Here is a 21,015-nt window from a genome sequence, read left to right on the forward strand (position 1 = left end):
GAGACAGACACATGAGCTTTCCCTGGGCCCGCCAGTACGAACCGAAGAATGCGGTCACGAAGTTCCTTGACGAGAAGCTGCCGCTTCCGCGCCTGGTCTATAATGCCGTTGGCGCCGGTTATCCGGTTCCGCGCAATCTGAGTTACTTCTGGAATTTCGGCGTTCTTGCCGGCTTCTTCCTCGTCGTGCAGATCGTCACCGGCGTGGTGCTGGCCATGCATTATGCGGCGAATGCGCAGGTCGCCTTCGCGACGACCGAACACATCATGCGCGACGTCAACTGGGGCTGGCTGATGCGCTATGCCCACGCCAACGGCGCAAGCTTCTTCTTCATCGTCGTCTACCTGCACATCTTCCGTGGCTTGTTCTATTCGAGCTACAAGGCGCCGCGCGAAATGATCTGGCTGCTGGGGGTCGTCATCTTCCTGCTGATGATGGCCACCGCCTTCATGGGTTACGTGCTGCCCTGGGGCCAGATGAGCTTCTGGGGTGCCAAGGTCATTACCGGCCTGTTCGGCGCAATTCCGCTGGTCGGCGAGCCGATCCAGGTCTGGCTGCTCGGCGGTTTCGCCCCCGACAACGCCGCGCTGAACCGCTTCTTCTCGCTACACTTCCTGCTGCCCTTCGTGATCGCAGGCGTGGTGATCCTGCACATCTGGGCGCTGCACATCCCGGGTTCTTCGAACCCCACGGGCGTCGAAGTGAAGAGCGAAAGCGACACGGTTCCCTTCCACCCGTATTACACAGCGAAGGACGGCTTCGGCCTAGGCATCGCTCTGTTGGCCTATTTCGCACTGGTCTTCTTCCTGCCCAATGCGCTCGGCCACCCAGACAACTATATCGAGGCGAATCCGCTTTCGACCCCGGCGCACATCGTGCCCGAATGGTATTTCTGGCCGTTCTACGCGATCCTGCGCGCCTTCACGGTCGACTTCCTGTTCGTCCCCGCCAAGCTGATGGGCGTGATCGCCATGTTCGCGTCGATCCTGCTGTGGTTCTTCCTGCCCTGGCTCGACAAGTCGCCGGTACGTAGCGGTCACTACCGCCCGCTGTTCCGCAAGTTCTTCTGGTTCGGTCTGATCCCGGCGATGATCGTATTGTTCATCTGTGGCGGCGCGCCGGCTGAAGAACCCTATGTGATGCTCAGCCAGATCGCGACCGCTTATTACTTCCTCCACTTCCTGGTGATCCTTCCGATCATCTCGAACGTGGAGAAACCCGAACCGCTGCCCTATTCGATCACCGAAGCCGTTCTCGGCTCGGACAAGAAGGTCGTCAAAGGCGAAAATACGACGCCGGCCGTCTAAGCGAGTAACGAGAGACCAATGACCAAGCTTCTCAGCGTCCGCCTTGTCGCCATCCTCGTCGGCCTCGGTTTTGCCGTTGCCGCCCTGTGGGCTTTTGTGGTCGGTGCCTATAACGCCGCCACCGAAGAGGTTGCACCACACCTTCCTTACGAAGATCCCATGGACCTCTCCTGGTCCTTCGATGGCCCCTTCGGAAAGTGGGACCATGCGCAGCTTCAGCGGGGTCTCAAGGTTTATGACGAGGTCTGCTCGGCCTGCCACAGCCTGAAATTTGTCGCATTCCGCGACCTTGAACAGCTCGGCTATTCGGAAGGGCAGGTTAAGGCTTATGCTGCGGCCAAGCAGGTCCCCGGTATCGATCCGAACACCGGTGAAGCGACCATGCGTCCCGGACTGCCGACCGACTATTTCCCTTCGCCCTATCCCAATGCGGTGGCTGCTGCTGCGGCGAACAACAATGCAATCCCGCCGGATCTTTCCCTGATGACGAAAGCGCGTGGCAATGGCACCAACTATGTCGCTTCGTTGCTGATGGGCTATCAGGAACCGTCGGCAGAGCTGCTTGAGGAGCATCCCGAAGCGGCACCGGGGCCAGGTCTCTATCACAACCCCTATTTCCCCAACCTCAACCTCGCTATGGCTCCTCCCATAACCACGGCCGGTCAGGTGACCTATGATGACGGGACCGAAGCGACCATCGAGCAAATGTCCAAGGATGTGGCAGCATTCCTTACCTGGACTGCCGAGCCGACCATGGTGAAGCGCAAGCAGACCGGCTGGCCCGTGCTGATCTTCCTGCTCTTCGCGACCATCCTGGCATATATGTCGAAGAAACAGATCTGGGCGGCAGTAAAACCCAAGAAGTAAGCCGCTCTAATGACACACGGCGCCCCTCCATCCATGTGATGCGAGGGGCGTTTTCGTTTTGAAGGAGAGAGATTATTTCCCCTCGCGAACTGAAATCGCTGGTCCGGACCATTCCCGATTTTCCGATCGAGGGCATCCAGTTCCGCGATATCACCACGTTGATCGGACATGGTGAAGGCTTCGCTGCCACAGTAGACTGGCTCGCTGAAAGAGTTCGCGGTAGCGCAGCTGAGGCGGTTGCCGGAATGGAGGCCCGGGGGTTCATCTTCGGCGCTGCGGTTTCCGCAAAACTCGCGCTGCCTTTCCTCCCCATTCGCAAATCCGGAAAGCTGCCATGCGACACGATCGGCGTCGACTACGCTCTCGAATATGGATCCGACCGGCTCGAGATGGACCCAGCCTCGGTCGCGCCTGGGCAGAAGGTTGCGATGGTCGATGATTTGCTCGCCACGGGCGGAACTGCTTGCGCTACCGCCCGGCTGCTGCGCGAGGCGGGTGCGGTGGTCGAACATGCATTCTTCGTTATCGACCTGCCCGATCTGGGCGGGGCGAAAAGGCTCGGCGAATGCGGGGTAAGCGTCGCTGCAGTGATGGATTTCGCCGGCGATTGAGAAAAACCGCCAGTGCCCTTGGATAAAACCCGGTGGTAGGGCATTGGTGACTGGAACAGCCCGGCCTGGGGCAGTCATTCAACGAGGGGCATGGAACAGACACTCGTCATAGCCTTGGTGGGCATCCTCGGTATCGGCGCGCAGTGGGTCGCCTGGCGTACCGGGCTTCCTGCCATCGTGCTTATGCTGATCGCCGGGTTCCTGGCGGGCCCGGTGCTGGGCGTTTTCGATCCCGAACACGCTTTTGGCGCCTTGCTCGAACCCATGGTGGCCATTGGCGTCGCGCTCATCCTTTTCGAGGGCGGGCTGAGCCTCGATTTTCGGGAGTTGCGGCACACCGGCAGCGCGGTAGGGAGGCTGGCAACGATCGGAGTAGTATTGGGTTGGCTCTTCGGCGCACTGGCCGGGATCTATATCGCTGGACTCGCTCCCGAGGTCGCCATCCTGTTCGGCGGGATCCTTGTGGTAACGGGCCCGACAGTGGTCATTCCGCTCTTGCGGCAAAGCTCGGTCAAATCACGCCCCGCTTCCATCCTGAAGTGGGAAGCGATCGTCAACGATCCCACGGGCGCGCTCTGCGCCGTCATCGCCTATGAATACTTCCGCAAGGTAGCCGAACAGCCCGGCGCGACCCTGTTCGAAGTGGTCCCGCCATTGATTATCGCGGCGATTATCGCGGGCCTTATCGGCTATGTCGCCGCGCTAGCCATCGCATGGTCCTTCCCGAGGGGTGCGGTACCCGAATATCTCAAGGTGCCCGTCCTTCTCACTACGGTCATCGGCGTCTTCGTCATCTCCAACCTGATCGAACACGAAGCGGGTCTCGTGGCAGTGACCGTGATGGGCGTCGCGCTTGCCAATATGGATGTCACCAGCCTGCGATCCATTCACCCCTTCAAGGAGAACGTTGCGGTTCTATTGGTGTCGGGCATCTTCATCGTGCTTTCGGCATCGCTCAGCATCGAAGATATTCGCTACATAAACTGGCCCATCGGCCTGTTCCTTCTGGCGCTCCTTTTCGTGGTGCGTCCGGCGACCATTCTGCTCAGCCTCCTGGGGAGCAACCTTCCCTGGAATGAGCGTCTCTTCCTCGCATGGATAGCTCCCCGTGGGATCGTTCTGGTCGCAATCTCCGGCCTGTTTGCCCTGCGCCTTTCGGATCTAGGCTATACTGACGGAAACCTGCTCATCGGGCTGAGTTTCGCTGTCGTGGTCGTAACTATCGTTGCCCACGGGTTCACGGTAGATTTCGTGGCCAAGCTGCTCAAGGTGAAGGGCACAACCCGCCCGGGTATGCTGATCGTCGGAAGCACGCCGTGGACCATCGCTCTGGCCGAACAGATGCGCGATATGAAAGCCCCAGTGATCGTCGTGGATGCCAGCTGGCAACGGCTTGCACTAGCGCGGCAGAAAGGCATTCCGTTCTATCACGGCGAAATCCTCAATGAGGCGACCGAGCATAATCTCGAGTTGGCCCCTTACCAGAATCTCGTCGCCGCGACAGAGAACGAGGCGTATAACGCATTGGTCTGCAATGAATTCGCACATGAGATCGGCCGTGACCGCGTCTTCCAACTCGGCGAGTCGGCCGATGGTGACGATAAGCATGCGCTTCCAGCGAGCCTGCGGGGACGCGCCTTGTTCGAATCCGGCTTCGGCGTGGAAGACGTCAGCGAGCGCCAGCGGCAGGGCTGGGTTTTCCGCAAGACGCGATTGTCCGAAGAATTCGACTTCGAGAAAATGCAGGAGAAGCTTCCAGACGCCGCGAACATGCTTTTGCTGATACGCGACAACGGGACTATCCGTTTCTTTACCCACGCGGCGAAGCCCGAGCCGCGAGCAGGGGATACGATCTTGAGTTTTTCACCGCCACAAACGAAGACAGCTGAAGAAAAAGCGGCAAAAAAGGCGAGCAAGAAGCAGGGGGTGCAGCCCACATGAGGCGGGAATTGAAGAATTCCGTTATTCTAGCAGCGGCTGCAAGCGCGCTGCTTGTTTCCGGTTGTAGAAATGCGGAAGAGGAACAGCCCGATCCTGCTCCGTCGCCAGATGACGGCCGCTCGATTTTCCAGCAGGATCCGACCGAGTCTGGCGAATCCATGCTCCCCCCGCCGGTATTGCTGCCACTCGAGACGACATTGTCCTTTCCGGATGGCACACCCGAATTGACCGAAGCGGTGCGCGCGGAACTGGCCACCATCGTCGAGTCCCCGCAAGTCGATGCGGGTGGTTCCATCGTGCTGCGTGGTCACTCGGATTCTGCCGGGAGCGATGAAATAAATCTCGAAACCTCGCGAGCACGAGCGGAGGCCGTTGGCGACTTTCTCGTGGAGAACGGGATCGCTGAGGAACGTATCAAGATCATAGCATTCGGCGAACAGAACCCGATCGAGCCAAATGCCCTGCCAGACGGTTCCCCCAACGAAGAAGGGCGCGCGGCAAATCGTCGGGTTGAGGTGACGGTTGAAACCGGGCGCCAGGTGGACCGCGAACAAACGCTCATTGAGACACTGAGCGAGTCCGAGCAGGACGAAACGCAATCGTCACGAGCAAGTGACCGCGCTGGCCGCCAGGTGCGATGACCGGTTGACGAATCTGGCGAAGGCGGGCATCTGCCATCGCCCGGAGCGCGGGTATAGCATAGTGGTAATGCTCCAGCCTTCCAAGCTGGCTAGAGGGGTTCGATTCCCCTTACCCGCTCCATTCATCCTTCCTATCGATACCCTAACTAACCGGCATATTGTCGATCAGCCTTGTTCCTCCGATCCGCGCCGCGACAAACAGTCTGGCATTGCCGTTATCTGTCTCAAGCTTTGCCAAGGTGTCGGCATCGCGGAGTTCGGCGTAGTCGACACTGTCGAAGCCGCTGGTTAGCAACACTTCCTGTAAATTGCCGAGCGATTGGTCAGCTTCACCTCCGCCGGCAAGCGCCGAAATGGCATCGCGCATGGCGCGGGGAAGGCTTGCCGCCTGCTCGCGCGCTTCGGGTGAAAGGTAGGTGTTGCGGCTGCTCATCGCGAGACCGTCCGTCTCTCGTACGATGGATACGCCGTGAATATTGTCGACATGCGGTCGTGTAAGGTCGAGGTCGCGCGCCATGCGGCGGATAACCGCTAGCTGCTGCCAGTCCTTCTCGCCGAAGAAGGCCATATCGGGCATGACCTGATTGAACAGTTTACAAACGACTGTCGCCACACCGTCGAAATGGCCGGGGCGTTCGGCTCCGCACAACCCTTCGCTCACACCGGATACCGATATGTTGGTGGCGTAGTCCTCAGGATAGACCTGATCCGGTGCAGGCGCCCATAGCAGGGCTACGCCTTCTGCTTCGAGCAACTCGGAATCACGTTGCAGTTGGCGCGGATAGGCATCGAGATCCTCACCTGCACCAAACTGGCGCGGGTTGACGAAAATGGAGGCGACAACGTGATCCGCTTGTTGCCGCGCGCGGCGAACCAGCGTGAGATGTCCCTCGTGAAGTGCGCCCATTGTGGGTACGAGGGCGATACTGCCGCCGTCCTGGCGCAGGACAGACAGCGAATTCCTCAACAATTCGAGCGTGCGAGCGGTTTGCAACCCCGAGTCCCCTCAGATATGGTTTCCTATCCGCTGCCCTAGCGAATTGAGGGCAGCCAGCACAACGACAAGAAGAGCCGGATACAGCCTTGCCCCACGCCGCCCCGCACTGGATCACCTTCGCCAATGAGAAAGGCGGAACGGGTAAGTCGACCACGGCCGTGCACGTGGCGATTGCACTTGCCTATCGCGGTGCGAAAGTCGTCGGGTTCGATCTGGATCATAGGCAGCGGACGTTTGCCCGTTACATCGAAAATCGCGCGGAAACGACGCAGCGGCGCAAAATCGAACTTCCCACTATCGAGTGTCACACGATACCGCCGATCCCGGACGAAGAATTCGGCGAGATAGTGATGGAGCATGGGAGGCGTGCCGACTTCATCCTGATCGATACACCGGGGCGAGACGATCCACTGGCTCGTTACGCTGCGACTCAAGCCGATACGCTGGTGACGCCGATGAATGACAGTTTTGTCGATTTCGACCTGATCGGCCAGGTCGAAGGCGAGAGCTTCAAGGTGCGCAAGCTGTCCTTCTATGCCGAGCTGCTCTGGGAGGCTCGCATCAAGCGTAGCCGCAAGGGGATCGATGAGGGCCGCCCCGAAATGGACTGGGTCGTAGTCCGCAACCGGACCGGCCACACCGAGGCGCGCAATCGCAGCCGTATAGAGCAGGCGCTATCCGAAATGTCGAAACGTGTCGGTTTTCGCGTAGCCCATGGTCTGTCCGAGCGCGTCATTTACCGCGAACTCTTTCCTTCGGGACTGACGTTGCTCGACAAGGGCCATCTCGGTGACCTGGGGACCAGCCACCTCGTCGCACGGCAGGAATTGCGACAGCTCATGGCCGCACTACGCCTGCCCGAGAAGAAGCGCGTGGAACAGCCACTCGAAACGATCGACGCATGATCAAGGCCTTGATGCTCGTTATCGTCCTGTCGGTCCTGTTCCGATGGGCGCTCGGCAAGTGGCCCTGGGATTACCTGCGGTCCGCACCAACCCGCATCCAAGCGATCAGGCGTGCGCGCAAGCTGCTCAACGTATCGGAGCGTGCCGATCATAAGGAAATCCGCGAGGCACATCGCCGCATGGCCGGGCTCGCACACCCCGACCGCGGGGGCGACAAGGCGCAAATGCAGGAACTCAATGCCGCGCGCGACCTTCTCTTGGATGAGTTACCTTACGACGTCCCGGAGTTACCCAATGAACCATGAATTCGATCCCACTGTCCTGCGCGAATACGACATCAGGGGGATCATCGGAGAAACATTGGGGGCCGACGATGCCCGGGCGATCGGCCGAACCTTCGGTTCCATGCTGCGCGAAGCCGGCGGCAGTCGCGTGGCGGTGGGCTATGATGGGCGGCGTTCGTCACCCATGCTTGAACACGCTCTGGTCGAGGGCCTGACGGCCAGCGGCTGCGACGTGGTGCGTGTGGGCCTCGGGGCGACGCCCATGCTGTACTATGCAGAAGCTAGCGACGGCGAGGTGGATGGTGGTATCCAGATAACCGGCAGCCATAATCCGCCCAATTACAATGGCTTCAAGATGGTCTTCCAGGGCCGTCCTTTCTTCGGGGCCGACATCCAGGAACTCGGGCGCCGCTCGGCTGCGGGCGAATGGGCCGATGGGGCGGGTAAAACCGAGGACCGTGACCTTCTCGATGAATATGTCGCCCGCATGCTCACTGCATTGGAAGGGGTAGATCCTGGCCGGCTCGAGGGCATGCGGATCGGTTGGGATGCGGGCAATGGTGCTGCCGGACCCGCGCTCGAACAGCTTGTTGCCCAGCTCCCGGGAGAACACCATGTTCTCTTTACAGAGGTCGATGGCAGTTTTCCCAACCATCATCCCGACCCTACAGTTGAAGAAAATCTCGCGGACCTGAAGACATTGGTGTCAGGGAAGTCTCTCGATTTCGGGGTGGCCTTCGATGGCGATGGTGACCGCATAGGGGCGATCGACGGCGAGGGTCGGGTGATCTGGGGCGATCAGCTTTTGATGATCTATGCCGAAGACCTGCTGGCGAGCCGCAAGGGCGCGACGATCATCGCCGATGTGAAGGCCAGCAGCGCCCTTTATGACCATGTCGCGGCTTGCGGCGGGGAGCCGCTGATGTGGAAGACCGGCCATTCTCTGATCAAGTCCAAGATGAAGGAAACCGGCTCGCCGCTTGCGGGCGAAATGAGCGGGCACGTCTTCTTCGCCGATGACTATTACGGCTTCGACGACGCACTTTATGCCGGTGTGCGACTCATGGCCGCCTCGGCACGCCTCGGCAAATCTGTCACCCAACTGCGCAGCGACATGCCGCAGATGATCAACACGCCCGAAATGCGCTTCCAGGTCGATGAAAGTCGTAAGTTCGCGGCGATAGAGGAGGTGAAAGAACGCCTCTCCGGCACGAATGCGGATGTCAACGGCACCGACGGGGTGCGCGTGAATACTTCTGATGGCTGGTGGCTGCTGCGCGCCTCGAACACGCAGGATGTACTGGTCGCCCGGGCGGAGAGCGATACCGAGGAGGGGCTCGAACGACTCATGGCCCAGATAGACGAGCAACTATCGCTAAGCGGCCTGCAGCGTGGAGCAAGCGTGGGGCATTGAGCTTGCGCTTGGCGGAACCGTAATCGGACCACAACGCTCTTACAGCGTGAACTCGCACCCGATCCCGCCCGAAATCGCTGATTGGTTCATTGCTCGCGGTTGGCGCGTGCGGCGGCATCAAGCCGACATGCTTGCGGCGAGCGATGCGGGACACCACGCGCTTCTCGTTGCCGATACGGGGGCTGGCAAGACGCTCGCCGGTTTTCTTCCGACCCTCGCGGCCTTCGCGCCCTCGCGCACCGAGGGGACGCTGCCGGAAGGCTTGCACACGCTTTATGTCTCGCCTTTGAAGGCGCTGGCGCATGACGTGCAGCGCAATCTTCTCACCCCGATCGCAGAGATTGATCTGCCTATCACCGTCGAGACACGTAGCGGCGACACGCCGTCCGATCGCAAGAAGCGCCAGCGCACCCGGCCGCCAAATATCCTGCTGACGACACCCGAGAGCCTCTCCCTTCTCCTTTCCTATCCGGACAGCTTCGAGATGTTTTCCGGACTGAAGCGCGTGGTGATTGATGAAGTCCATGCTTTTGCCACCGGAAAGCGTGGTGATTTGCTGGCGCTTGCACTCTCCCGCTTGCAGGCGATTGCGCCCGATGTGCAACGCGCGGCGCTTTCGGCGACGGTAGCCCGGCCTGGAACATTTCGCGAATGGCTGGCGCCATGGGGTGAGGCCGAAAGCGTCGAACTGGTCGAAGGCGAACATGTCGCTCCTGCCGAAGTGGAGATTCTCCTGCCAGAGGAAGAGCGGGTCCCCTGGGGCGGCCATGCCGCGACCTGGGCCATTCCGCAGCTCTACGAGGAAATCAGGCGCAACAATACGACGCTGGTGTTTACCAATACGCGCTTCCTTGCCGAATACATCTTCCAGAACCTGTGGGATGTGAATGACGACAAGCTCCCGATAGGGATTCATCATGGCTCGCTGTCGAAAGAGGCGCGGCGCAAGGTGGAGGGCGCAATGGCACGCGGCGAACTGCGCGCACTTGTCGCGACCGCCAGCCTCGATCTCGGTGTGGACTGGGGAGATATCGACCTGGTAGTCCAGATGGGTGCGCCCAAGGGCTCGTCGCGCCTGCTCCAGCGGATCGGGCGCGCCAACCATCGACTCGATCAACCCAGTCGCGCGGTACTCGTCCCGGGCAACCGGTTCGAATTCCTTGAAGCAACTGCGGCGAAGGAAGCCGTGGACGAGGGAGTGCGCGACGGTGAGAGCTTTCGTCCCGGAGGGCTCGATGTGCTTGCCCAGCATGTCATGGCCTGCGCATGCGCCGCTCCGTTCCAGGAGGGCGAACTTCTGCGCGAGATACGTTCGAGCCTTGCTTACGCCTGGGTTGACGAGGAGGTGTGGCAACGCATCCTGACATTCGTTGCGACCGGTGGTTATGCCCTGCAGGCCTACGACAAGTTCAAGCGGATCGTGCGCGATACGGAAGGGGTATGGCGGCTGACCCATCCGGAGCAGGCTGCGCGCCACAGGATGAACGCCGGCATCATCATCGATAGCGAGATGCTAGAAGTGCGGATCAATTCCGGGCGTGGGCGAGGAGGGCGCAGCCTGGGCAAGATCGAGGAGCGATTTGCCGCTTCGCTATCGCCGGGTGATACCTTCGCATTTGCAGGGATGAGCTTGGAGGTCGTCAAACTGCAGGACATGGAGGTGCTCGTAAAAGCCGCCACCTCAAATGCGATGATACCGAGCTATGGTGGGGCACGCATGCCGCTGACTACGCATCTTGCCGAGCGCGTTCGCACCCTGCTTGCAGACCGGGCAGGTTGGGCGCGCTTTCCCGATGACGTGCGCGAGTGGCTGGAGGTGCAGGACTGGCGAAGCCGGATGCCTGGGCCGGGGCAATTGCTGGTCGAAAGCTTCCCGCATGCCAAACGGCATTACAGCGTCTATTATACGTTTGAAGGCTGGAACGCGAACCAGAGCCTCGGCATGCTGATTACGCGCCGGATGGAGGATCGCGGGTTAATGCCGAGCGGTTTCGTGGCGAACGATTATTCGCTGGCCGTCTGGGGCTTGAAGCCAGTCGAAGACCCGGCTCCGCTTCTATCGCCTGAGATCCTCCGGGACGAGTTCATCGAATGGGTGCAGAATTCGCACCTTTTGCGCCGAGCATTCCGGGAAGTCGCAGTGATCGGGGGACTGGTCGAGCGCCAGCATCCTGGCAAGCGGAAGACCGGCAAGCAGGTCACGTTCTCGACCGATTTGATTTATGACGTCCTGCGCAAGTATGAACCGGATCACGTTCTGCTTGAGGCGGCTTGGGCCGATGCTCGTACACGCATGACAGACGTGGGAAGGTTGGGTGACCTACTCGACCGATCAGCCGAGCAGCTGGTTCACGTAGAACTGGATCGCGTCAGCCCGCTCGCCGTGCCGGTAATGGTGATGATCGGTCGGGAGGCGACGCCCCAAGGGTCAGTAGATGACGAGCTTCTGCTCGAAGCCGAGAGCCTTGCCGGGGCGGCGATGCGCGTCGATGATGCGCTTCACTAGAGTGCCCTATCGTCCTGCCTGAAGCCGTTGCTGGCTGGAGTGGCACACTCCCCGGGCAGCGAGTGTGGAGAATCAAGTTTGTTCGGGGCCAACGGCATGTCACGGCCCCATCCAGACCCGGACAAAGAAAAGGGGCGGATTGCTCCGCCCCTTCAATAGTTCGAGAATTCGCGTCGAACTTACTGCATTCCGGCCTTGCCGAAAGTGCGGTAGCGTTCGTTGCCGACGAAGCCGAATTTGGTCACGCCGCTGGCCTTGATGATCTGCAGCACGCGGGCCGACAGATCGTAGCTGGCGAGAGCTTCCGGTTCGAACTGGAGCTCGGGTTCCGGATTGATCGTGGTGGACTGCTGCAGCAGATTCACGAGGTCGCCTTGTGTGATTTCCTGACCGTTCCAAAGCATCCGGTCGTCCTGGGTGAGCACGAGCTTGTTCTTGTCGGGCTCGACGTCGACCGGCGGCGGGTCAGGGTTGGGCTGCGGCAGGTCGATATCTACCGAATGCGTCGCGACCGGAATGGTGATGATGAACATGATGAGAAGAACGAGCAGGACGTCGATCAACGGCGTCATGTTCATTTCCATCATCGGGCTGCCATCGTCCTTGCCGCCTGACATTGCCATGGTGGGTTACTCCTGAATTCTGGAACCGGTACCGTTGCGTATGAACGCAATCAGTTCGGGTCGACCGGGTTCGAAATGAAGCCGACGGTCGGATAACCGGCAGCCTGGACGTTGTATACTGCACCTGCGACGCACGACCACGGGGCATTCACGTCAGCGCGGATGTGAACCTGCGGAATCGCTTCGGGATCGTTCATGATCGCTTCGGGCCCGCCGGCGCGCTGCACGATAGCATCGAGGCGCTCGAAGGCCTGATCATACAGCTCTTCAGAGGTGACCGGGGTGATGTTGTTGAAATAGACGCGGCATTCGCCGGTACGTGAGGCGCCCGTATAGCCGGTGTCACCAGCGCTGCGACCCGCTTCGTCACTGGTGCTCACCGTGAGCAGCAGATTTTCGACCTTGTCCTTCGATTCGACCGATTCGAGGACAGGGATTTCGAGCTGATCGATTGTCTGAATCGCGACCGGGACCGCGATGAGAAAGATGATCAGAAGCACCAGCATCACGTCGACGAGCGGCGTGGTGTTGATGTCCGACATCGGCGAATCTTCGCCGCCGCCCATCTGGATCGCCATAGCTTACATCCTATCCGTACTAATAGTCACACAATTGCGAGCGAATGGTGCGGGACCGGAGATCGCCCCCGCACCGTTCGACTTAGCGCTTGGTCGTCGTAGTGGTCGATGCACCCGCCGCCGGCGTGGTTGCCGCGGTGGTGGTCCGACCGGCAGCCGCCTTGCCTGCGGTCTGCGTCGAGGTCGCCGTCATCGTAGCCGGCTTGATGGTGCCGCCCGAGTTGATGTTGGCGAGCAGATCAGTGGAGAAGCCGCTCATCATGTCGAAGATCTTGCGGTTACGGCTCTGCAGCCAGTTGTAGGCGAACACGGCCGGAACCGCGACCAGCAGACCGATGGCGGTCATGATCAGTGCTTCACCGACCGGGCCGGCGACCTTGTCGATCGAGGCCGAACCGGCGACGCCGATGTTGATCAGTGCGCGGTAGATACCGATAACCGTACCGAGCAGGCCTACGAAGGGAGCAGTCGCACCCACGGTCGCCAGAAAGGGCAGGCCACCGTTGAGCTTCGCCTGGATGGCGTGCTCCGAGCGTGCGAGCGAACCGTGCATCCAGTCATGTGCTTCGAGGCTATCGTTGAGCTTGGCGTGCTTGTCTTCGGCGGCGATCGCATCGTCGGCCAGCTGGCGCCATGCGCTGTTCTTTTCCAGCTTGGTGGCGCCCTCCCGAATGGTGTTAGCCCGCCAGAAGTTGCTGCGGACATCCTTATACTGGTTCATCACCTTCTGCTGTTCGAACAGCTTGGTGAAAAGGATGTAAAACGAGCCGACGGACATGATGATCATGACGCCTAGGATCGACCAGGCGACAGGGCCGCCTTCTTCCATGGCCTGCCAGAAACCGAAAGAGCTCTCGGGTGCTTCGACACCTGCAGCGAGAAGTTGGATAATCATAACGGAAAGTCCTCTTGAAAAATGCGTCTTCTGTCCTGCCGTGGTCCCTAGTCGGGCAGAACGTAACGGATCGATTGGGTGGTAGTATCTGAAATCGGGTTGCCGGCAGCATTCAAAGCCGGATTGTACCGTGCGTATCGCTGCATTCCGCGGCACGCCGCGTCATCGAGCGCGCTGGACCCGGAACTGCCGGTTACGCTGCACGCCTCGACGCGCCCGTTTGCCCCGATCGTGATCCGCATGGTAACCGTACCCTGTTCCTCGCGGCGCAGTGCGCTGGAAGGATAGTCGCCCTGAATGCGCGCAGCCCAACGATTCAGATTGTCCGGCGAAGCGCCACGTGCCTGCGAAGGCGGTGCGGGCGGAGCAGGAGGCGCCGGGGGTGCCGGCGGAGGTATCCTCAGCGCTGGCGGAGCAGGCGGAGGAATCGTAGGCGTGGTCCGCACGGGCGGCGGCGTTCGCGCGATATTGATCGGCGGCGGCGGCGCAACCGGAGGCGGCACTGTCTGCGGAACATCTTCGGGCGGAGGCGGCGGTTCATCCTCCGGTTCCGGCGGCGGCGGCTCTTCCACATCGATCGTCGTTACACGCTCGACCACGTTCTTGACCGCATCTACGGCAAGACCGGTGATCAGCAGGTAACCGAGGGCAATGTGGATGAGGGCAACGATGATGATCGCGATTACGCGATTCCCACTCATCTGTTGGTCAGCATAAGCCATTCGGTTGCATCACTCCATCGTATCCGCCCGATTCGCACCGGGCCATTCGAGGCGCCGTGAAGGAGGACAAGTAGAACTGTCCACGGCACCGCATTCCAATCTACACCTCGGCGACCCATGCAGGAACGTCGGTGCTTGTCCAGGCCTGTTCCCGATATAGTCGCCAAAGGCAACTTTCAGGCAATATTGTATCACTGACCCAGATTTTGTGCACCCCTTAGCGGGCGAGACCTTGGGGGGCAAACGCTTTATCGGTTAACCGTCAATTCACGGCTGGGCTCTCAGGGAACTCCCGATACCGCCAAGTGGTTTCCCGACTGCATACAGCAGATGTTATCGTGAGAGGTTTGCATTTCATTCATGCGCAGAGTACCGATCTTCGCCGCCGCAGTCGCCCTTCTTTCGGCAATTCCCCTCATGGCCCAGGAAGTGGGATCGGAGGAAAACGCTCTCACTTATGCCGATATCGTAGGGCTGGCAGAAAGCGCGCCGCTGGTAGTGCGGGCCGAGATCCGCGACCAGGCGACGCTTGAACCCGAACGCTCTCCCGGACTCGCTCCGGGCTATCTCCGTCTATATGTCGAAGCGCGTACCCAGGCGCTTCTTGCCGGGGACGTACCCTTGGGAGAAGACCTGCGCTATCTCGTCGATGTTCCCGTGGACGCAAAAGGCAATGCACCCAAACTGAAGAAAATGGATGTGCTCCTCTTCGCGCGCACCGTGCCGGGGCGCCCGGGCGAGATACAGCTGGTGGGAGAAGGTGCCCAGCAGACCTACACGCCTGAGCTGGAAGCGCGTCTGCGTCCCATTTTGACCTCCCTGGTCGCGCCGGATGCCCCACCCCGCATCCTCCGGGTTGCCGATGCGCTGGGTGTGGAAGGTACGCTGGCGGGAGAATCGGAGACGCAGCTTTTTCTCGATACCGAGAACGATGGCCCCGTTTCGATCACCGTGGTCCGCCGGCCGAACCAGCCGCCTCGCTGGGGCGTCTCCTGGACCGAAATCGTGGACCAGTCGGCGCGCCCGCCCCAGCCGGACACGCTTGAATGGTACAGGCTGGCCTGCTCCCTTCCTGCAGAACTTCCCGGCGAAGCGAACTTGTCGCGCGATTCCCGTTCGCGCGGCCTGGCAGCGCGAGATTACTCTTATGTTATCGAACAACTTGGCAGTTGCGAGCGGAGTCTTTGAGGTAAAGGCATTGCTGCACACGTAGCTTAGTGCGTGAAAAGACAAACTGGTTCACGCGGGCAGTCTCAATGCGCTAGGCGACCCGGCATGAAACCTTTTCGCCATACCTTTCGCGTCCGATACGCAGAAGTCGATCCGCAGAGCGTGGTCTTCAACTCCCGCTATCTCGAATATGCCGATGTTCTGGTGAGCGAGTTTTTCCGTGACGCACGCGAGCGCGGACTACCCGTAGATGCCGAATTCCATGTTCGGCGCGCGGAAGTCGATTATCTCGCGCCGATCCGGCTCGAGGAACTGATCGAAGGTCGGCTGACCGTCGAGGCTATCGGCAACTCGAGTATGCGGACGCTTGTTACCCTGCACGGTGCGGAGGACGGCTCATTGCGTGCCGAAATTCGGCTTCTGACGGTCCATGTTGACCTGCCCGAAGGCCGACCCTCGCCTGTTCCTGACGGAATGCGGCAGGCGTGCGGCTTTCCGGCAAGGGAGACGGTCAATGGCTGAACCGCTCCGGATAGCCATCGCGGGGCTCGGCACGGTGGGCATAGGCGTCATCCGCCTGATCGAGACCAATCGTGAAATGATCGCGGCGCGCGCCGGACGACCGATTGAAGTCGTAGCCATATCGGCAAGGGAACGAGGCAAGGATCGCGGGATAGATTTGTCGTCCTATGCCTGGGTGGACGACATGCAGGCAATGGCGATGCGTTCCGACGTCGACGTCGTGCTCGAACTTGTTGGCGGGTCGGACGGTCCGGCGCTCACACTCGCACGTGCCGCGCTCGATGCCGGCAAAGGTCTCGTCACCGCGAACAAGGCGATGGTCGCGCATCACGGACTGGAACTCGCCGAACTGGCCGCGATAAAGAATTCCCCTTTCGCCTTCGAAGCGGCGGTCGCGGGCGGCATTCCGGTGGTGAAGAGCTTGCGTGAAGGCACGGCAGCCAATGCTTTGACGAGAATTTACGGCATCCTCAACGGCACCTGCAATTACGTCCTGTCCGAGATGGAGCGAACGGGTGCCGATTTCGACGAGATGCTCCAAGCGGCGCAGGACCAGGGCTTTGCCGAGGCCGATCCTGCCTTCGACATAGGAGGTATCGATGCCGCTCATAAGCTGGCCATCCTTGCGGCGATCGGATTCGGCACGCGGATCGATTTCGATGCGGTGCGGACCGAGGGTATTACCCAAGTGCGCGCCAGCGATATCGCGCAGGCCGATGCGCTGGGTTATGTCGTCCGGCTGGTGGGCATCGCCTCTTTGTTCGGGGAAGGGGAGGAACGGCGCCTACTGCAACGTGTACGGCCCTGTCTCGTCCCGTTCCGCCATCCGCTGGCGGCTGTAACCGGCCCGACCAATGCCGTGGTCGCGGAGGGCGATTTTTCGGGGCGCCTGCTGTTCCAGGGCGCCGGGGCAGGGGACAAGCCGACGGCGAGCGCGGTCGTCGCGGATTTAATCGATATCGCCCGCGGCCAGAGCGGCGCACCGTTTTCCGTGCCTAGCGGCGCGCTTGTGCAATGCGCGCCGGCCGATCCGGGGGATCGTGTGGGCCGCGACTATCTGCGTTTTACCGTAGCCGATCGCACGGGCGTACTGGCGGAACTGACGGCTGCCATGCGTGATGCGGACGTTTCGATCGAGAGTCTGATCCAGCACGGACGCGACAAGGATGGGGGCGAGGTGCAGGTGGCGATGGTCACGCATGACGGTCCGGAAAATTGCGTCAGTAAGGCTCTCGAACTACTCGAAGGATCGCCTAATCTGACGGCTCCGCCTCTGGTGATGCCGATCCTGAAGGATTGATGCTGCCGTCCTGCGCCGCTTCCAAAGGGGGAGGCAAACCCAGTTCTTTCGCATTGCTTTGCTGCTGCGGCTCTCCGGCAATCTGTACCACGTCTGCAGTTCCGACCTGATTGCCTCGCGGTGCGAGTCCGCGCGCGACCCTGTCCGCATCGGAACCGGGTGGTGTTTCAGGCAATTCGTCGAAGTCGACCATGTAGACAGGATCCTTCGGGCAGGGCGGAATGAAACATAGCCCGGACACGGTTGGTTGGCCCCGAAAAATGCCTCCTCCAGCTACATCGACCGGTTGCGGGCCTTGTGTCCGCTGGGCATGCCTGCGCTCCGCTCCCTCCTTGTCGTAAAGGCGGTTCTCGTCCTCGGAGCGCCGCCGACATACGATAATCTCGCCAGTGATAGTCGCGGCGTCCTGATCTTCTTCGCAATCCTCGTAGACTTCATCGCTTTCGGTCTGTGGCTCGATCAGAATATCGATCCTTTCGGGCATGGTTCCTCTCTGCGGCCCGAGCGATTCTTGCGCGCTGCCGGATATGGCCTGCGAGCAAACGACGAGGCCAGCCAGAAGTCTCAGCCTGCGTCTCGACAATCGTAAGCTCCCTGTCTAACGGCCTCCTGCATACGAATTCGCAGCAAGACATCCGCGCAGCGGCACCTCTGGCTTCAAGGACTGAACTCTCGATGAACTCGCCTGCCTCCAATCCTCTCGACCGTGTTCTCGTACTCGAAATGGTCCGCGTGACCGAAGCTGCAGCGGTGGCTGCCTCAAAGCTGATCGGCCGGGGCGACGAGAAGGCCGCCGACGCTGCCGCGGTGGAGGCCATGCGCAAGGCATTCGATACGCTCGAAATAGACGGAACGGTGGTGATCGGCGAGGGCGAGCGCGACGAAGCACCGATGCTCTTCATTGGCGAAAAGGTAGGCGGCGCGCCCGGCAAGGGGCCGAAAATCGACATCGCCCTCGATCCGCTGGAAGGAACCACGATCACCGCCAAGGCAGGACCCAACTCCCTGGCTGTCCTCGCGGCCAGCGCCGAAGGCTGCCTGCTCAACGCGCCGGACGTTTACATGGACAAGCTGGCGGTGGGCCCGGGCTATCCCGATGGCATCATTGATCTTGCCAAGTCACCGACAGAGAATGTGAAGGCCGTAGCTGCGGCCAAGGGCGTCGAGCCTTCCGACATCATCGTTTGCGTGCTCGACCGCCCGCGTCATGCCGATTTGATCGCCGAACTGCGCGCACTGGGCTGCGGCGTGGTCCTGATCGGCGATGGCGATGTGGCCGGAGTGATCGCCGTTACCGATGAAGACACCACCATCGACATGTACATGGGCCAGGGCGGCGCACCCGAAGGTGTGCTGGCGGCTGCCGCGCTCCGCTGTGTGGGCGGGCAATTCAATGGCCGTCTGGTGTTCCGCAACGAGGACGAAAAGGCACGCGCTGCCAAGTGGGGTATCACGGATCTCGATCGGATCTACACGCGTGATGATCTGGTAAAGGGCGATTGCATCTTCGCCGCGACGGGCGTGACTTCGGGCTCGCTGCTCGAAGGCGTCAAGTACCGTCGCGGCGGAAAGATGACCACCGAGAGCGTGGTTATGCGCGCTTCGAGCGGGACGGTTCGCTGGATCAAGGGTGAGCACCGCGTCGGATAAGCGGCGCAAAACTGCGCCCTTCGATGTTGCAATCCCATGACGCTCGGCTAGGCGGGACTGACAGCCAGCCGACACGGGAATCGCAAGCATGAAGATCATGGCCGCCAATTCGAACCTGCCGCTCGCCCGGGCGATCGCGGCCTACCTCGAAATGCCACTGGTCGATGCTGGCGTACGTCGTTTTGCCGACGAGGAAATCTTCGTTGAAATACATGAAAACGTGCGCGGCGAGGACGTGTTCGTGGTCCAGTCGACCAGCTACCCGGCGAACGACAATCTCATGGAACTGCTCATCTGCATCGACGCGCTCAAGCGCGCGTCGGCGCGGCGCATTACCGCGGTGGTCCCCTATTTCGGTTATGCTCGGCAGGACCGAAAGCCAGGGCCCCGCACCCCGATCTCGGCCAAGCTGGTCGCCAACCTGATTACCGAGGCAGGGGCCGACCGTGTGCTCGCGGTCGATCTGCACGCAGGCCAGATCCAGGGCTTCTTCGATATCCCGACCGACAACCTGTTCGCCGCGCCCGTGATGGCAGCCGACATCCAGGCGCGTTACGGCGATCAGGACCTCATGGTCGTCAGCCCCGACGTTGGCGGCGTGGTTCGTGCACGTGCGCTCGCCAAGCGGCTCGATAATGCGCCGCTGGCAATCGTCGACAAGCGCCGCGACCGGCCGGGCGAGAGCGAGGTGATGAACATCATCGGCGAAGTTAAAGGCCGGCACTGCATCCTGATCGACGACATCGTCGATTCGGGGGGCACGCTTTGCAATGCGGCACAGGCTTTGCTCGACCAGGGCGCCGCTTCGGTCGCGGCCTATATCACCCACGGCGTGCTTTCGGGCGGAGCGGTGGCGCGGGTGGACGGCTCTTCGCTGAAGGAACTCGTAATTACCGATTCCATCCGCCCGACCGATGCGGCCAAGGACTCGACCAAGGTGCGCATCCTCACCATCGCTCCACTGATCGGTGAGGCCGTGCGCCGGATCGCGGACGAAAGCTCGGTCAGTTCTCTCTTCGACTGATACGGGGTTACTGCGGCTCGGCCGCTGGGTCGCGCCAGGGGCGCGGTTCGTCACTCGATAGACGCGCAATCGCATCGAGCCGCCGCGACTGGCGGATTTCCATCGTAATCAGCAGCAGAGGGTGGCTCCCCTTCTTGAGACGACCGGGTGTCGTGTCGAACAGCTGGCGCATCTCGCGCGTGACATGAGACTGATCGAAATAGCGAAGGGCAATTTCCGGCTCCTCCTCCCTGCTCGCTACTTTCAGCAAAGCCGCCGCCATATCGAGTGCCCTGGCACGCCGCATGGCGAAGCGGGGTGACACGCCCAGATCGCGATTGACGATCCGCTCGAGTGTACGGCGGGCTATTCCATTGGCTTTCGCAAAGCGATCAAGTGATGCGCCGGGATCTGTGAGGCACAATGTCTCGAACTCGCGAAGCAGAGGATTCGGTGGAGGGAGTTCCGCGCGCTTCACATCGCGCTGCAACTGGTTCTCTGCAGAAGCGAGCCAGGCTGAAACGTCGGTCTGAGGAGAGTATGTCTCTGCAGGAGAGGCTTCATGAGTGAAACAGTCGATGGGAAGGATTCGATCGTTCAATTGTTCGATCGGGGGCAAGTCCAACCCCTGGATCGCTCCGGGAGCGAAATTGATTGTTACGACCCGAAACGTGCCGTGGGCTTTCAGGCGCATCATCTTGGTGCAAGGTCCGAAGAACAGGGCAAGGCCTCGCTCTCCCGGGGAGAACTCCTGCAGCCCATCGGCAGTCTGCGCCGTCCAGCGCGAGCCGTAAATCATCCGCATGATCGGATGTTCTCCGAAGGTGCCGCATTCGATCGACTGACCTTCGGGAAGCGTCACAGACGTCACGCCGATCCGCGTTATCCAGGGCTTGAGCGGATCACAGGGATTGCGGTTGAAGGCGAGCGGAAGTCCCTCCGGCGTTGATCCGGTCGTTGACACGAATCCACGCGCAGAATCCCGCCCCTTCCCCGGTGGGGAGTTATTGCCCTGTTCCCTGTCGATCGGTAGCTTCCCTTCAGTGCGACCCGAAGGGTGAAGTCCCTGCCGACTCTCT

The 21,015-nt window shown here is 60.8% G+C and carries 21 protein-coding genes and 1 tRNA gene; 15 read left to right on the plus strand and 7 right to left on the minus strand.

Translation table 11 applies throughout. The features are described from left to right. Window positions 1-11 precede the first annotated feature (11 nt). From K3180_RS03305 to K3180_RS03330, 6 genes are all read left to right on the plus strand, one after another. A complete protein-coding gene (locus K3180_RS03305; RefSeq protein ID WP_221538248.1) occupies window positions 12-1,307 on the plus strand; it encodes a cytochrome b in 1,296 nt (431 codons plus the stop codon). Window positions 1,308-1,325: 18 nt separating this feature from the next. Continuing rightward, window positions 1,326-2,174, plus strand: a complete 849-nt coding sequence (locus tag K3180_RS03310; protein WP_221538249.1) for a cytochrome c1 — start codon at window positions 1,326-1,328, stop codon at window positions 2,172-2,174. Between the two features lie 74 nt (window positions 2,175-2,248). Then, on the plus strand, window positions 2,249-2,785 hold the full coding sequence (locus K3180_RS03315; protein ID WP_221538397.1) for an adenine phosphoribosyltransferase: 537 nt from the start codon (window positions 2,249-2,251) through the stop codon (window positions 2,783-2,785). A 90-nt stretch (window positions 2,786-2,875) separates the two neighbouring features. Then, window positions 2,876-4,726: a cation:proton antiporter gene (locus K3180_RS03320; RefSeq protein ID WP_221538250.1), complete on the plus strand. Its 1,851-nt coding sequence runs from the start codon at window positions 2,876-2,878 to the stop codon at window positions 4,724-4,726. Window positions 4,727-4,734: 8 nt separating this feature from the next. Then, window positions 4,735-5,367, plus strand: a complete 633-nt coding sequence (locus K3180_RS03325; RefSeq protein ID WP_221538251.1) for an OmpA family protein — start codon at window positions 4,735-4,737, stop codon at window positions 5,365-5,367. A 47-nt stretch (window positions 5,368-5,414) separates the two neighbouring features. After that, window positions 5,415-5,488: transfer RNA gene (locus tag K3180_RS03330), tRNA-Gly, on the plus strand. Window positions 5,489-5,509: 21 nt separating this feature from the next. Here the strand turns inward: K3180_RS03330 and panC are convergent. Next, window positions 5,510-6,361: a pantoate--beta-alanine ligase gene (gene panC, locus K3180_RS03335; protein ID WP_221538252.1), complete on the minus strand. Its 852-nt coding sequence runs from the start codon at window positions 6,359-6,361 to the stop codon at window positions 5,510-5,512. A gap of 89 nt (window positions 6,362-6,450) precedes the next feature. On the opposite strand from panC, the gene K3180_RS03340 reads away from it, so the two are divergent. From K3180_RS03340 to K3180_RS03355, 4 genes are read left to right on the plus strand one after another with little or no spacing between them, the layout of a single operon-like run. Next, window positions 6,451-7,269 (plus strand): division plane positioning ATPase MipZ, encoded by an 819-nt coding sequence (locus tag K3180_RS03340; protein WP_221538253.1) that lies wholly within the window; start codon window positions 6,451-6,453, stop codon window positions 7,267-7,269. Beyond that, on the plus strand, window positions 7,266-7,574 hold the full coding sequence (locus K3180_RS03345) for a J domain-containing protein (protein WP_221538254.1): 309 nt from the start codon (window positions 7,266-7,268) through the stop codon (window positions 7,572-7,574). The genes K3180_RS03340 and K3180_RS03345 overlap by 4 nt, the downstream gene beginning before the upstream one ends. Further along, window positions 7,564-8,967: a phosphoglucomutase/phosphomannomutase PgmG gene (gene pgmG / locus K3180_RS03350; protein ID WP_221538255.1), complete on the plus strand. Its 1,404-nt coding sequence runs from the start codon at window positions 7,564-7,566 to the stop codon at window positions 8,965-8,967. Before K3180_RS03345 ends, pgmG begins: the two co-directional genes overlap by 11 nt. Window positions 8,968-9,013: 46 nt before the next feature. Continuing rightward, entirely contained in the window at window positions 9,014-11,473 is a 2,460-nt protein-coding gene (locus K3180_RS03355; protein ID WP_221538256.1) for a ligase-associated DNA damage response DEXH box helicase, read from the plus strand. A gap of 179 nt (window positions 11,474-11,652) precedes the next feature. Here the strand turns inward: K3180_RS03355 and K3180_RS03360 are convergent, their stop codons facing one another. The 4 genes from K3180_RS03360 to K3180_RS03375 form a co-directional block, all read right to left on the minus strand. Then, complete coding sequence (locus tag K3180_RS03360) at window positions 11,653-12,096, minus strand: ExbD/TolR family protein (RefSeq protein WP_221538257.1); 444 nt, start codon at window positions 12,094-12,096, stop codon at window positions 11,653-11,655. Window positions 12,097-12,146: 50 nt separating this feature from the next. After that, window positions 12,147-12,674 carry an ExbD/TolR family protein gene (locus tag K3180_RS03365; protein WP_221538258.1) on the minus strand — a complete coding sequence of 176 codons (528 nt, stop codon included), beginning with the start codon at window positions 12,672-12,674 and terminating at the stop codon, window positions 12,147-12,149. 82 nt (window positions 12,675-12,756) lie between these two features. Then, window positions 12,757-13,569: a MotA/TolQ/ExbB proton channel family protein gene (locus tag K3180_RS03370; protein ID WP_221538259.1), complete on the minus strand. Its 813-nt coding sequence runs from the start codon at window positions 13,567-13,569 to the stop codon at window positions 12,757-12,759. Window positions 13,570-13,616: 47 nt separating this feature from the next. Beyond that, window positions 13,617-14,270: an energy transducer TonB gene (locus K3180_RS03375; RefSeq protein ID WP_247710270.1), complete on the minus strand. Its 654-nt coding sequence runs from the start codon at window positions 14,268-14,270 to the stop codon at window positions 13,617-13,619. Between the two features lie 381 nt (window positions 14,271-14,651). Between K3180_RS03375 and K3180_RS03380 the strand changes: the two genes are divergently transcribed. The 3 genes from K3180_RS03380 (at window position 14,652) to K3180_RS03390 (ending at window position 17,283) form a co-directional block, all read left to right on the plus strand. Further along, the gene (locus K3180_RS03380) at window positions 14,652-15,479 is read left to right on the plus strand and encodes a hypothetical protein (RefSeq protein ID WP_221538261.1); all 828 of its coding nucleotides are present in this window, start codon (window positions 14,652-14,654) and stop codon (window positions 15,477-15,479) included. 87 nt (window positions 15,480-15,566) lie between these two features. Beyond that, window positions 15,567-15,983, plus strand: a complete 417-nt coding sequence (locus tag K3180_RS03385) for an acyl-CoA thioesterase (protein WP_221538262.1) — start codon at window positions 15,567-15,569, stop codon at window positions 15,981-15,983. Further along, window positions 15,976-17,283 carry a homoserine dehydrogenase gene (locus K3180_RS03390; RefSeq protein ID WP_221538263.1) on the plus strand — a complete coding sequence of 436 codons (1,308 nt, stop codon included), beginning with the start codon at window positions 15,976-15,978 and terminating at the stop codon, window positions 17,281-17,283. Before K3180_RS03385 ends, K3180_RS03390 begins: the two co-directional genes overlap by 8 nt. On the opposite strand, the gene K3180_RS03395 is transcribed toward K3180_RS03390, so the two are convergent. Then, window positions 17,237-17,767: a hypothetical protein gene (locus K3180_RS03395; protein WP_221538264.1), complete on the minus strand. Its 531-nt coding sequence runs from the start codon at window positions 17,765-17,767 to the stop codon at window positions 17,237-17,239. The two genes, K3180_RS03390 and K3180_RS03395, sit on opposite strands and share 47 nt — an antisense overlap. A gap of 191 nt (window positions 17,768-17,958) precedes the next feature. Here K3180_RS03395 and glpX point away from each other — a divergent pair, with 191 nt between their 5' ends. Then, window positions 17,959-18,933, plus strand: a complete 975-nt coding sequence (gene glpX, locus K3180_RS03400) for a class II fructose-bisphosphatase (RefSeq protein ID WP_221538265.1) — start codon at window positions 17,959-17,961, stop codon at window positions 18,931-18,933. Between the two features lie 88 nt (window positions 18,934-19,021). Then, on the plus strand, window positions 19,022-19,957 hold the full coding sequence (locus K3180_RS03405; RefSeq protein ID WP_221538266.1) for a ribose-phosphate pyrophosphokinase: 936 nt from the start codon (window positions 19,022-19,024) through the stop codon (window positions 19,955-19,957). Between the two features lie 7 nt (window positions 19,958-19,964). On the opposite strand, the gene K3180_RS03410 is transcribed toward K3180_RS03405, so the two are convergent. After that, window positions 19,965-20,900, minus strand: a complete 936-nt coding sequence (locus tag K3180_RS03410; RefSeq protein ID WP_221538267.1) for a helix-turn-helix domain-containing protein — start codon at window positions 20,898-20,900, stop codon at window positions 19,965-19,967. Between the last annotated feature and the right edge of the window lie 115 nt (window positions 20,901-21,015).

The sequence above is a fragment of the Qipengyuania huizhouensis genome, assembly GCF_019711635.1.
Classification (GTDB): Bacteria; Pseudomonadota; Alphaproteobacteria; order Sphingomonadales; family Sphingomonadaceae; genus Qipengyuania; species Qipengyuania huizhouensis.